At 61.8% G+C, this 13,504-nt stretch carries 9 protein-coding genes; 5 read left to right on the forward strand and 4 right to left on the reverse strand.

What is annotated here, in order from left to right:
- Positions 1-7: 7 nt before the first annotated feature.
- Positions 8-424 carry a DUF2177 family protein gene (locus TM49_RS14320; protein WP_045682233.1) on the forward strand — a complete coding sequence of 139 codons (417 nt, stop codon included), beginning with the start codon at positions 8-10 and terminating at the stop codon, positions 422-424.
- Here TM49_RS14320 and TM49_RS14325 read toward each other — a convergent pair.
- Both TM49_RS14325 and TM49_RS22680 read right to left on the reverse strand, forming a co-directional pair.
- Positions 421-2,613, reverse strand: a complete 2,193-nt coding sequence (locus TM49_RS14325; RefSeq protein ID WP_045682235.1) for an EAL domain-containing protein — start codon at positions 2,611-2,613, stop codon at positions 421-423. The genes TM49_RS14320 and TM49_RS14325 overlap by 4 nt on opposite strands.
- Entirely contained in the window at positions 2,597-4,468 is a 1,872-nt protein-coding gene (locus tag TM49_RS22680; protein WP_052699857.1) for a sensor histidine kinase, read from the reverse strand. The genes TM49_RS14325 and TM49_RS22680 overlap by 17 nt, the downstream gene beginning before the upstream one ends.
- 502 nt (positions 4,469-4,970) lie before the next feature.
- Here TM49_RS22680 and grxB point away from each other — a divergent pair.
- Positions 4,971-5,612 carry a glutaredoxin 2 gene (gene grxB, locus TM49_RS14335; protein ID WP_045682237.1) on the forward strand — a complete coding sequence of 214 codons (642 nt, stop codon included), beginning with the start codon at positions 4,971-4,973 and terminating at the stop codon, positions 5,610-5,612.
- A 22-nt stretch (positions 5,613-5,634) separates the two neighbouring features.
- The gene (locus tag TM49_RS14340; protein WP_045685270.1) at positions 5,635-6,624 is read left to right on the forward strand and encodes a Gfo/Idh/MocA family protein; all 990 of its coding nucleotides are present in this window, start codon (positions 5,635-5,637) and stop codon (positions 6,622-6,624) included.
- Positions 6,625-6,708: 84 nt separating this feature from the next.
- Here TM49_RS14340 and TM49_RS14345 read toward each other — a convergent pair whose 3' ends face one another.
- Both TM49_RS14345 and TM49_RS14350 read right to left on the reverse strand, forming a co-directional pair.
- Positions 6,709-7,179 (reverse strand): RidA family protein, encoded by a 471-nt coding sequence (locus TM49_RS14345; RefSeq protein ID WP_045682239.1) that lies wholly within the window; start codon positions 7,177-7,179, stop codon positions 6,709-6,711.
- Between the two features lie 64 nt (positions 7,180-7,243).
- Positions 7,244-8,848, reverse strand: coding sequence for a GMC family oxidoreductase (locus TM49_RS14350; RefSeq protein WP_045682241.1), 1,605 nt, complete (start codon positions 8,846-8,848; stop codon positions 7,244-7,246).
- Positions 8,849-9,180: 332 nt separating this feature from the next.
- Here TM49_RS14350 and TM49_RS14355 point away from each other — a divergent pair, with 332 nt between their 5' ends.
- Positions 9,181-11,022, forward strand: coding sequence for an ABC transporter ATP-binding protein (locus tag TM49_RS14355; protein ID WP_045682244.1), 1,842 nt, complete (start codon positions 9,181-9,183; stop codon positions 11,020-11,022).
- A complete protein-coding gene (locus TM49_RS14360; RefSeq protein ID WP_045682246.1) occupies positions 11,015-12,910 on the forward strand; it encodes an ABC transporter ATP-binding protein in 1,896 nt (631 codons plus the stop codon). The genes TM49_RS14355 and TM49_RS14360 overlap by 8 nt, the downstream gene beginning before the upstream one ends.
- Positions 12,911-13,504: the final 594 nt, after the last annotated feature.

The raw sequence follows: 13,504 nt of genomic DNA on the forward strand, positions 1-13,504 counted from the left end.
AAAGATCATGCGCGCGCGCCTCATCGCCGTCATTGCCACGGTTGCGGTCTTTTCGCTCTGCGATTTCATCTGGCTCGGGACCGTCGCCTTCAGCTTCTATGAAGCCGAAATCGGTGGACTTCTGCTTGCCGAGCCGAACTGGACGGCGGGCCTTGCGTTTTACGGCATGTATATGATCGGGATTTACTATTTCGGCGTGCTGCCTGGAATCCGCCGGCGTTCGCGACTGCGGGCGCTGTTCAACGGTGCCCTGTTCGGTCTGATGGCCTACGGAACCTACGACCTGACCAACATGGCGACGCTTGAAGGCTGGTCATGGAATGTCGTGGCACTCGACATGGCGTGGGGCCTGTTCGCTTCGGGGCTGACGGCGTTTCTTGCCACCTGGGCAGGCATCAGGTTCTCGGCAAGCCGCCAAGGTTAAACCTCGACCAGACCATTTTCCATTGCAAAGCGCTCAGGCGGAGCCGGCCGGCCGAAAAGATAGCCCTGGCCGGTCCTGCAACCGATCAGAAGCAGCGCCCGGAGCTGTCCTTCCGTCTCAATCCCCTCGGCGACGCAATCGACACCGAGCCTCTCGGTCATCGCCACGATGACGGAGGACAGGTTCCGGGGGGCGGTCTCGACCGAGAGGCCGTTGATGAAGCTCCGGTCGATCTTCAGAGTCGAGATCGGCAGCCGGTGGAAATGGCTGAGCGATGCATAGCCTACGCCAAAGTCATCAAGCGAAATCCTGTAGCCCTCTGCGGAAAGCGCGCGCACCTGCTCGGCAGCAACGCCTTCGCGCATGGCAACGGCCTCGGTGATCTCGAATTCGAGCGTTTCGGGTGTCAGGCCCAGCGCTTTAGCGCGTTCGGAAAGCCAGGTGGAAAAGCCCGGCATGTTGAGATCGGCCATCGACAGGTTGATGGCGACCGGTAGTGTGCGACCGTCGGCGGTGCGGTGGTTCGCCGACCAGCGGGCGACATGGGTGAGAACCGTCTCGGTGATGTGACGGGTGAGGCCGCTGCGCTCGGCGATCGGGATGAACTCGGCCGGCGAAACCATTTCACCATTGAGCGTCCAGCGCACCAGCGCCTCTGCGCCGCAAAGCCGCCGGTCGCTCAGATTGACCTTGCCCTGGAGATAGATCTCGAAGCTGTCGGCAATGTCGGTCGACTGCTTGAGGGCGGCCTGCAGCATGCCTTCGCGTTCGACGGAGCGGCGCTGGCCGTCGTCATAGCGGACATGCTCGCCGGAGCGTTGGCGCGTGATGTGGAGCAACGCACCGGCGGCGGTTCGGGCGATCTGCGTCGGGTCGGCGGGAAGACCGCGCAGTTCGAGCAGGACCGACGTCGACTGCATCGCCAGGTCGACGCCGTTGATGGCGTAGTGTCGACTGAGGGTCTCGGCCAGCAGTTCGGGTGTGAGGCGGCAATCCCGGTCGATGATGCCGAACGTGCCTTCCGCGACCTTCGCGATGGGACAGCGGTGACCGCAGAGCCCGTCGAGGCGGGAATAGGCCTCCTGCATCAGCTGGATGGCCACCGGCCGTCCGTAGGCCGCGATCAGCCCCTGGAAATCGCAGACGCGCACTTTGACGATCTGGCCATGCATGCCGGCGTTGACGGCCTCCTCCAGTGACTTCTCGAAGGCATTGAGATTGGGCAGGCCGAGAATGGCGTCTTGGAAGGCCAGGCGGTCCAACGCCTCGATCAGGGAAAGGTTGCGGAAGCCGACCGAGATGTTGCTGGAGAACAGGCGAAGCAGGCTGAGGTCGTCACGCGAGAGTGTGGCGGGTGATTCCAGCACCACGAAAAGTGCGTGACCTGAATCGCTGTCGAATCGGAGTCCCATATAGGGCGGCGCGAAGACCGGTTCGTCGGTCTCCCGGCAGGCCTCGAGCAGGGCGGTGATCTCGTCATCGGCGGTAGAAATCGACTTTCCGATCAAACCCGCGAGTGGCCCGACCCCGGTGATCACCTGAACGTCGTCATCCTCGGGCAATTGGACGGAGACGAAACCGTTGGCCTCGAGGCTGAGCAGGGCGGCGATCTGCGTCAGGATGCCCTGCGCGAAAAGCTGCAGGCTGGTGCGCTTGAAGATCTGGCGCGCGCTTTCGATGATAAGCTCGAGCCCCTTGCGGCTTTTCGACATCGCCCGGATGCGCTCATAGGCACGGACGGAGGTGGTGAGGATGGAGATAAGGCGGGTGCGGGTCAGTTCCTCCTTGGTGTGGTAATCATCGATCTCGTATTGGGTTGCGACGGCAAGTTCGGGCGCATAGCCGGGATAGCCGGTGCGCAGGACGATCCGGGTCTCGGCGAAGCCCGCGGAGCGCAGGTCCTCGACGAGTTTCAGTCCGGCATCCGGCGTTTCCATCACCACATCGACCAGAGCGACCGCGATGTCGCTCTCGCGCGTCATCTTTTTCAGCGCCTCGTTTCGCGACAGAGCCGTGATCAGTTCGATGGGGCGGTCGAGGATGGTCACGCCGCGAAGCGCAAAGGCTGTTGCCTTCTGCACATCCTCGTCGTCATCGACAACCAGGACCCGCCAGGCCCGGTAGAGTTCCCATTCTTCGTCGAAACCGGAAAAATCAATGATTTCAATCGGATTATCCTGGTGGTTCATGAAGTTCTCCAGATCCGGTTGCGGGCGCTGAAAGCGGGATTGTCACCGTCACGGTCGTGCCATGGCCGCTCCTGCTTTCAACCTCGATTGTGCCGCCCAAGATGTCGACGACGATGCTGTGGACGATGCTCATGCCAAGCCCGCTGCCGCCGGCGTTGAGCCTCGTGGTGAAGAACGGGTCGAAGATCCTCTGCCTGACCGCGTCCGTCATGCCCTTGCCGTCATCGCTGACGACGATGGCTCCGTTGTTTTTGCTTGCTGCATGCGTGCTGATGGTGACTGTGCCGCTTTCACCTTCGTCGAAACCGTGCATCATCGCGTTGGAAACGAGGTTGGCGATCACCTGTCCAAGCGGTCCCGGATAGCCGTTGACCCTTACCGGGTGCAGTTTTCCCAGCACGAGCCGGACCGGTCGGCTCCTGAACTGCGTTTCGATCAGCCGCACCGTGTCGCCTAGATAGGCGTTGAGATCGAAACGGCGGCGGCGGTCGCTCGTCTGGTCGACCGCGATCTGCTTGAAGTTGCGGATGATCTCCGTAGACCGGGACAGGGCGCTGACGACCATCCGCGCACCATCGGAAATCTCAGCCAGCAGCCTTTCGAGATGCGCCCGTCCGATCTTTCCGTCTTCGACCGCGCGGCGCAGTTCGCCGGCGTGGGCGTCGAGCGTCGTCGATATCGTCAGCGCATTGCCGAGGGGCGTGTTGAGCTCGTGGGCGACGCCAGCGACGAGGCTGCCGAGGTGGGCCATGCGCTCGGTGCGCAGGAGTTGGTGCTCGGCGCGTTCAGCACGGCGTTCGGCATCCTTCCGGGCGCTGATGAGCCGGGTGCCAAGGACTGCGGCCGCTGCGCAGAGGAGGGCAAGGAGAAGGAAGCGAGGAATGTTTTCGACCCGCCAGAGTGGCGGGACGTCCGCATATTCGACAATGAGGTACCAGGAACGGTCGCCGGAAACGCCGACTGCGGGATGGAGCCTTTCGAGAAGCCGGGCGATCGGCGAGAATTGCTGGAAAACGAAATGGCGGCCGTCTGCGCTGAAGGAGCCGGACGGTGCAGAGGACACCTGCTCCCAGACCTCCGGTCTCAGTTTTTGGAGGCTGCGACCATTGTCGAACATGAAGCCCCAGAGATCTTCCTTCGGCGCTCCGGCAAGCCAATATCCCTCGTTGTTGAGAAGCTGCAGCGTCTCGAACGGCCTGTTGGCGATCTGTCTCAGTTTCGCGATGACCTCGCTCGCATCGAGATTGATCACGAGCACGCCGCCGGCAATATCGCCGCTAAAACGGACCGGCCGGGCCAGGCGGATCATCGGGCGCCACGGCTCTTCCACCACGCCCCGTTCGACATTGAGGTCGAAGGGGGAGAGATAGACGCCATTCGGTGGCAGGCCGATCGTTTCCTGGAAATAATAGCGGTCGGACTTGTCCTGCAACTGGTCGTTCTGAACAATCGAGATTGCGCTGTCATTCTGATCAACCCTGATGCGTTCCTGACCGGTCGCGTCCAGCAGACGCAACTGCGCCAGTTCCCTGCGGCTGGAGGCCCAGGCGACGAAATCATGGGTCAGCCTTGCGCTGGCCTCGGAGCTCGCGTCGAACGAAATCAGTGTGTAGCTTTTCGAGAGCCCGGCGAGGTCGGCGGCATAACCGTCGATGAAGCTGTCGAGCCACAGCCGCGCCTCTTCGAGCGTTCCGAGCGCGGCGACCTCGGCGCTGCGGGCGCGCAGTCGGCTGTCGAAGAAATGCAGCATCTGCCAGGCTGCCAGCGAGCCCAGGAACAGAAGAGAAAACAGGATGACGAGGAGGCGGATTTCGAGCGGCGTCGGGCGTCGGACGAGATGTCCGATTCTTGTCATTGTCCCTCCCAAAACACGCTCGCTTGGCACCGTCGTGACCCAATTCGGCTTCCATGCTTTTGGATAGACTAACATGGAATCAGCGGTTGTTAAGTCCAAGTCGGTAACTGTTGCGTGTAGACCCGGCCTAGAAGCAAAGCAAAATCATCGTTTTGCGTGTGACATTTGCAAAGTGTTCCGTCAGTCCCAAAGGGAAAGCTTTGCCTTTCGTAAGTGTTCGGCTGCGCAGAGGTTTTTGAAAAAATTATGACAAAACAGAACCTTTGTGTCGCGCGGCCGTGTCTTTTGGGCGGTAGCAGCCAATACCAATCAAATGCAATCCATGTTTGCAGACGGTAGACTATTTGTTCCGGAAACACGAAATTGCCAGACCGGATTATTGACGATAGGTTCTCACCCAGTCGCGCCTTTGGGGCTGTCACCAGTGCCCTGAAAGGGTCCCGCTTCGCCTGTTTCCACCAGGTCTCGCCATATTTCGACAATTTCTTCCGGGAGGACCACTATGAAGCTACACGTCTATGATCATTGCCCATTCTGCCTGCGGGCGAGGGTGGCGCTCGGCCTTAAGGGGCTTCCGTTCGAACTCGTCTTTCAGGCAAACGACGACGAGGCGACGCCGATCGGGATGATCGGCAAGAAGATGCTCCCGATTCTCGAGGACGAGGACGGCTACATGGGTGAGAGCCTCGATATCGTGGCGAAGGTCGACGGCCTCTCGGGCGCCCGGGTCTTCGATGCCGCACCGCGCCAGGCCCTCGTGGACTGGATCGAACGCACCGGCGGACCAGTCGGAAAGCTCGTCACGCCGCGGACGCCGGATGCGGTCTATCCCGAGTTTCGCACCGAATCGGCGCGTGCCTATTTCACGCGCAAGAAGGAAGCCAATATCGGCCCGTTCGCGCCGCTGATCGCGAGAGCCGACGAATATCGCGCCGAGATGGAGCAGGCGCTCGCCGAACTCGTGCCAATCCTGCCGGATGCCGAGGGGGCCTCGATGGAGGACGTCCTGCTGTTTCCGGTGCTGCGGTCGCTTTCGATCGTCCCGGACCTGAAACTGCCGCCGGCGGTCGAAGCCTATCGCGATCGCATTGCCGAGCGCGCCGGCATCCCGCTGGTCAATGATTTGCGTAGTCAGGCCGCCTGAGCGGTCCAAGAAAGGAATGAACATGGTCGACAAACTTCGCTGGGGCATCCTTGCCACGGGCGGCATCGCCGGACGTTTCGTCACAGATCTCATCGCGTCGGGGCTTGATGTCCGTGCGGTGGGTTCGAGATCGCAGGAGAAGGCAAACGCCTTCGCCGAACGCTTCGGCATCGCCAATGCGCATGCGAGCTACGAGGCGCTCGTTGCCGATCCCGAGGTCGATATCATCTATGTCGCAACGCCCCATCCGCAACATGCAGCCTGCGCGGCGATGGCGCTCGAGGCCGGCAAGCATGTGCTTGTCGAGAAACCGTTCACCCTGAACGCCACCGAGGCCGAAGCGATTGCCACACTGGCGCAGGAGAAGAACCTTGTCCTGCTCGAGGCCATGTGGACGCGCTTCCTGCCGAATATGCGGCGCATCCATGAGATCATCGATGCCGGCACCATCGGCGAACTGCGCTCGCTTCACGCCGAGCATCGTCAGTTCCTTCCGTCCGACCCGCTGCATCGGCTGAATGCGATCGACCTCGGCGGTGGCGCGCTGCTCGACCTCGGCATCTATCCGGTCTCCTTCGCCTTCGACCTCTTCGGGGCGCCGGAGAAGGTGACGGCCACCGCGCGGTTCCGCGATACCGGTGTCGATGCCGAGATCGCCGTCGTCATGCAGCATGGCGGCAATGTCATGTCGACGAGCGTCTCGGCCCTCGACTGCGCCGGCCCGAACACGGCTGTTATCTACGGCTCGAAGGCGCGTATCGAGATCGCAACCGTCTGGTATATCCCGACGACGTTCCGGGTGGTCGACTACACCGGCAACGTGCTCGAGGAGTATACCGAACGCGTCGAAGGCCGCGGCATGCAATTCCAGGCTTTCGAGATGGAGCGACTGGTGCGCGCCGGCGAACGCGAAACCGCGCTGATGCCAATCGATCAGACGGTGGCGATCATGCGCACGCTTGACGACATCCGCCGCCAGATCGGCCTCGTCTATCCCTCCGAGCGATCCTGAGGCGCTTCAGTCGAGCACCCGCTGTCGTGGCGCAAATGGCGGCGGGTATTGACGATTTCGGGATACGCCCCGTCGTGAAAAGCCTCAGCGGCCACGAAGCTCGATGATTGCGTCGACCTCGACCAGCGCATTGGCCGGCAGGCTTGAGACGCAGACGGCGGTGCGGGCGTGGCGGCCGGCATCGCCGAAGAGGTTGATGAACAGCTCCGAGGCGCCATCGGCGATCTTCGGGCCATCGGCGAAGCCGGACGGGGCGGAAACGAAGGCGCCGAGGCGGAGAACCGCAGCGACATCGTCGAGCGAACCTGCCGCCTCGCGCGTGTTGAACAAGAGGTTCAGCGCGCACATCTCCGCCGCCTTCTTCGCTGCGGCAAGGTCGTGATCTTCGCCGACGGGCCCGAAATATTGCGGCACGCCATTCCATTCGCAGATCTGCCCGGCGAGAAAGAGGAGATTGCCGGATTTCCTGTATGGCAGGAAATTGGCGCGCGAGGGCGAAGAGGAGGGGAGTGACAGGCCAAGTTCGGCGAGCCTGTCTTCTATCTTTGAGGGCATGATCTTTTCCTTCGGCCGGACACGTTCCCGGCTATAGACGCAAGAACCATGCCGGGTCTTTCGCTCAGCCTTTCGCCATCATCAGCTGGCAGGCCCGGTCGGCGATCGCCATCGCCGGGGCATTGGTGTTGCCCGACATTAGCTGCGGCACGACTGACATGTCGAAGATACGAAGCCCCTCGACGCCCCTGACCTTCAGCTCCGGCGTCACGACCGCCATGGGATCGCTCTCGCCACCCATGCGGCAGGTGCCGACGGGATGGTAGTTGGTCTTCACCGTGCGGCGGGCGTGTTCGGCGAGTGCTTCGTCGCTGGTGACGCCGGGACCGGGAAAGATCTCGCGGACGACCTCGCGGGCGAGATGGCTGGTTGCGAGCACCTCGCGAGCGGCTCTGAGGCCAGCGACCTGGTAGCGCAGGTCGCGCTCGGTCCCGAGAAAATTGTTGTCGATGACGGGATCGGCCAGCGGATCGGCGGAGGCGAGCCGGACGCTGCCGCGCGATGACGGGCGCAGAAGGCAGGCATTCAGCACGAAGCCGTCGACATCGGGCACGCCCGTCACATCGGGGTCCTTGTAGGCGGTGGTCGGCACGCAGTAGAGCTTGATGACCGGATCGCCGGTTTCGTCGTCGGGCACCAGATAGGAGCAGGCTTCCGTGCCGCTGGAAGAGGCTCGGCCGCGGTGGGTCAGCACGTATTCGAGGCCGTTCTTCAGCATGTTGAAGCCGGAATCCTGGCCGTAATAGCCGAGATGCCGCTTCGTCTGGGCCATGATCGGCGCCTCGTGATGATCCTGCAGATTGGCGCCGACGCCGGGGGTGTCGACCACGGTCGCGATGCCGTGGCGCTTCAGCTCGTCTGTCGGACCAATGCCAGAAAGCATCAGCAGTTTCGGGGTAACGAAGGTGCCGGCGGTGAGGATCACCTCGTTTGCCGCGGTGACGCGATGCGTTTCGCCCTTGCGAAGATATTCGATGCCGGTGGCGCGGCCGTTTTCGAGGAGAATGCGGGTTGCTGTCGCGCCGGTTACCACTGTCAGGCGCTTGTCCTTGATGATCGAGCGGATGAAGCCATCGACCGTGCTCCAGCGGCGCCCGCGTGTCGCGGTCACCTGCATGAAGCCGACGCCGCGCGGATTGCCGTCGTTGAAATCCGGGTTGAAGGGCAGGCCGAGTTCCTGAACCGCGCGCACATAAAGATGCGACATCTCACTGATATAGTTGATGTCTCCCACCTTCTGAGGACCATCAACGCCATGGAATTCATTGTTGAACTTGGCATTGGCCTCGAGTCGGGTGAAGTGCGGCAGGATGGTTTCCCATGACCAGAGGTCATTGCCGGCGTAATCGCGCCAGGCGTCCCAGTCGGCGGCGCGGCCGCGCTGGTAGACCTGGGCATTGACGCTGCTGCCGCCGCCGAGGACATTGCCTTGCGGAACGACCTGCACCCGCCCGAAGAGCTGCTTTTGCGGCACGGATTTGTAGAATTTCAGAAACCGGCTGCCATTCAGGAATTTGATGAAGCCCGAGGGAAAGCGCAGCAGCGGGTGCCAGTCGTTGGGGCCTGCCTCAAGCAGCAGGACGCGCGCATCGTGCTTTGTCACGAGATTCCACGCCGTCACGCATCCGGACGTTCCTCCGCCGACGATGATGTAGTCGAATTCCGGCATGTGCTCCTCCGTTCCGGTCCCTGACCAGGAAGACCTATCAGAATTCGCCAATGAGGCCAGTGGCCGCGATTGGCTTCTGTCAAAAAAATCGATGCGGAAAGCACAGAATTTTGCCCCTGTACGGCGACATCGCCGCAAAACTGTACTAAGTTAAATCCGACTCGGAATGGGTGAGGCGACGGCGGAGGAGGCTGGGCGTCTTTTTTTGACCCGCGGCGCCGGTTCCGAGTGTTCCCGCTGCATGACCATATCCTTCCCTCGGCAGCCTTCCGGAACATTTCAACCGAACAATCGGACGCAGAACCTTGTCTAGCGAAGTCGCCAGCGACACCTTGAAACCCCGGGAGAACTTCTTCTCGGCAAAGCCCTCTGATCTGTCCGAGGGCATCGGCATTCTCACCCGCATCACCAGGATGACCTTCGAATATCGCTGGCAGGTGGCGCTTGCCGTCATCGGCACGGTCGCCGCCGTTGCGATGCAGCTTTCGATCCCCGTCCTTCTGGGGCGCGCGGTGGACGAGACGCAGCGGGTGATGAGCGGCGGCGATGATGGTCTCGCGGCGCAGCAGGCGCTGTGGGTCACGGCGGTGGCGCTGTTTGCGGTCTCGGTCGCGCGCGGCCTGTTCACGCTGGTGCAGAACTATTACGCGGAATCGGTCGGCCACCACGTCGCCTATCGCATCCGGCTGATGTGCTACGAGAAGATCCAGAACCTGAGCTTCAGCTTCCACGGCAAGGTGCATTCCGGCGATCTCATCACCGTCGGCCTCCTCGACGTCGAGGGCGTCAGGATGTTCTTCTCCACCGCGCTGATCCGCATGCTGCTGCTGACGCTGCTGATCGGCATCGGCGCCTTCATGTTGCTGTCGACCGATCTTCTGCTGGGGCTGCTGGCACTGAGCTTCGCGCCTTTTGTCGCCTGGCGTTCCTCCGTCTCGCAGCTTGCGCTCAGAGCTGCCTGGTTGAGGTTGCAGGAATGGCTCGCCGTGCTGACGCAGGTGATGGACGAGAACCTCGGCGGCATCCGCGTCGTGCGCGCCTTTGCCTCGCAGGCCTATGAGCTCGCCAAGTTCGACAAGGTCTCCAAGGTCACGCTCGGCCTTCAGCATGAACGTGTCGATATCCGCGTGCGCAATTCGAGCGCCATGACCTTCTCATTCTTCGTCTCGATGGCGCTGGTGCTGATCGTCGGCGGCTATCAGGTGATGAACGGCCATATCAGTGTCGGCACGCTGACCTCGTTCCTGACCTTCATGACCATCCTGCAGATGCCGGTGCGCCAGATCGGGCTGATGGTGAATGCCTTTGCGCGCGCCTCCACCTGCGGCGCCCGGCTGTTCCAGCTTCTCGATCTCGAGCCGGACATCCGCGATGCCGATGATGCGAAGGCGCTGGCGGTGAAGGAGGGCGTGCTGCGTTTCGATCATGTCAATTTCGCCTATCCGAACGCTCCCGACCGTCCGGTGCTGAAGGACGTCTCCTTCGAGGCGCATCGAGGCCAGACCATCGGCATCGTCGGCCCGCCGGGCAGCGGCAAGTCGACGATCGCAAGCCTCATCCCGCGCTTCTATGATGTGACCGGTGGCGCGATCACCATCGACGGCGAGGATGTGCGCAAGGTCACCCTGGACACGCTGCGCAACAGCGTCGGCGTCGTGCAGCAGGACTCCTTCCTGTTCACCACGACGATCGAGAACAACATTGCCTATGGCGATCCCTGGGCGACCGGCCAGCGCATCGAACGCGCCGCCGAATCCGCGCAGCTGCACAACTATGTCCTGGGGCTGCCGGAGAATTACGGCACCATCGTCGGCGAACGCGGCGTGTCGCTTTCGGGCGGTCAGCGCCAGCGGCTTTCGATCGCCCGCGTGCTGATGTTGCGTCCACCGATCATCATCTTCGACGATTCGACCGCGGCCATCGATGCCGGCACGGAACAGCGCATCCGCTCGGCAATGAAGAAGCTTGCGGGCGAGGCGATCACCATTGTGATTGCCCACCGCCTGTCCTCGCTGATGCATGCCGACCAGATCCTGTTCCTTGAAGAGGGCGAGATCGTCGAGCGCGGCACGCACGACGAATTGCTGGCGCTTGGCGGTCGCTACCGTGCGCTTTACGAACTGCAGGTTCGGCCGGGCGATGAAATGCTGGAGGAGGGCGCCACCCATGGATAAGACCTATCAGGGCACTGAGCACGCGCCGGCGAAGGACAAGAACCGGCCCCCCAAGGCGGTCGTCGGCTCGCACCTCGATCAGGAAGAGGTGATGTTCGGCAAGGTGTTCGACGGCAAGGTCGTCGGGCGCATCTGGAGCTTCGTGCGGCCCTATCGTCGCAACATCATGATCTCGGTCGCCGCCGTTCTGGTGTTCACCGCGACGCAGCTCCTCCTGCCGCTGATCATCGGTTTTGCGATCGACACCGGCATGAACCCCGAAGCGCCGAGCGTCAACGCGCTGATCGTAGCCGGCGTTGCCTTCATCGCCCTCATTCTGGTCAATTACGGCGCGAGCTTCGTTCAGGAGAGCGTGGTCGGCAAGACGGCGGAGAATGTGCTGTTCGATCTGCGCCGGGCGATGTTTGCCCATCTGCAGCGGGTGTCGCTGTCCTTCATGGACAAGACCGAAGTCGGGCGGCTGATGTCGCGGCTTCAGGGCGACGTCAACTCGATGCAGGAGTTTCTGGAAACCTCGGTGCTGGCCGTGGGTGACCTGGCGCTGTTGTTCGGCATTATCTTCGTCATGCTCTGGCTCGATCCGCGGCTCGGCCTGCTGACGATGGCGGTGATGCCGATCCTGTTCGTCGTCCGGATATTCTGGCTGCCGCGCGCCCGCAAGGCCTTCATGGCGGCGCATGAGACCAACTCGGTGACGAACGGCGCTCTGGCCGAAGCGATCAACGGTGTGCGCGCGGTGCAGAGCATGGCTCGGCAGAAGACCAACTTCATGCTGTTCGACGACAAGGCCAATGCCAATCTCCAGACCCATCTGACGGCGGCGCGCTATGCCCAGGTGATGGTGCCGATCGTTGATACGCTGACCGGCTTCGCCATGGCCGTCGTCATCGTCGGCGGTGGTTCGCTGGTGCTGAACGGCGCGCTCGATGTCGGCGTCATGGTCGCGTTCCTCTTCTATATCCAGCGCTTCTTCGACCCGATCCGCTCGCTGACCATGCAGTATTCGGTGATGCAACGGGCCATGGCATCGGGGCAGCGCATCATCGAGGTGCTTGATGTCGATGTCGCTGTGAGCGACAAGCCGGATGCCGAACCGCTGCCGCGCGACAATGACGGCTCCGTCGTCTTCGACAACGTCGTGTTCGGCTACAATCCCAAATACCCGGTGCTCAAGAATGTCAGCTTCACGGTGAAGCCGGGCGAGACGGTGGCGCTGGTCGGGCCGACGGGCTCCGGCAAGTCGAGCGCCATGGCGCTGGCGCACCGGTTCTACGACGTCCAGCAGGGCGCCGTGATCGTCGGCGGGCGCGATGTGCGCGATGTCACCCAGGAATCGCTCGGCCGCAACATCGCCATGGTGCTGCAGGAGCCCTTCCTGTTCACCGGCACCGTCTTGGAAAACGTCCGTTACAACAAGACCGAAGCCACCCGCGAGGCGGTGATCGAGGCGTGCAAGACGGTCGGCGCTCACGATTTCATCATGAAACTCGAAAAGGGTTACGACACCGAGCTTGGCCAGCGCGGCGAGAATCTGTCGCTTGGCCAGCGCCAGCTCCTGAGCTTTGCCCGCGCGCTGATCGCCGACGCGAAGATCCTGGTGCTCGACGAAGCGACGGCAAACATCGACTCCTATACCGAGATGCTGATCCAGAAGGCGCTGGTGAAGCTTCTGCAGGGGCGTACCGGCCTCGTTATCGCCCATCGGCTTGCCACCATCCGCGGTGCTGACCGCATCGTGGTGCTGCAGGACGGCGGTATCGTCGAAACCGGCAATCATGACGAGCTGATGCAGCGCGGCGGTCTCTACTCCAAGCTCTATAACCTCAACTATTCGTCCTTCGATGATCTGGCCGAGGCGGAGAGCGCTGGCGTTGAAACGACCACCTGAGATGCGTTGCGGTTTTCGGCGCTGAAGGCGGCCCGTTGATCGGGCAGCCACGCTCAGGTCTTTCGAAATCAAGGTCACCGGCGATGCCGGTGGCCTTTCTGATTCGAAGTCGAGGCTTGGCGGACGGCCGAGAGCGTACTAGACTACCGCTCAAGGCGCGTGGTGGCAGAACGTTCAAGAAATCCGGCCACTTTTGATCGAGGTCAACGTATGGCCTTTCATGATGTGTTCTAATTCTTGACTTTCATCAATATAGCTTTGTTTTTACTTAAAAAAATAAGTAAAAAAGTCAATTTTCGATGGACTTTCTACACCTTTGGTCCCATATAGAGGTCGTCAAAAGCAAGAGTGTTGACGGTTTGGCGTCAACAATCGACGCGCTGCGGCAACCGCCACAGATCAGCGCCAGGCGCCAAAGTCAGCCACAGATGCGACGGGCCTTCCCCGTCGCGGGAATTGGTGAAGTGAAAATGCCCCGGATTTGCCCCGTTCTCGTCGGTTTCAAGCGACAGGATACTCGTGCGTCCCGGCTTTCCGTTTTGCCGAACGAAGGGTCAGTTTTCCGTTCTTCTCCCAATCACGGACACTGACACC

Source organism: Martelella endophytica (assembly GCF_000960975.1).
GTDB classification, from domain to species: Bacteria; Pseudomonadota; Alphaproteobacteria; order Rhizobiales; family Rhizobiaceae; genus Martelella; species Martelella endophytica.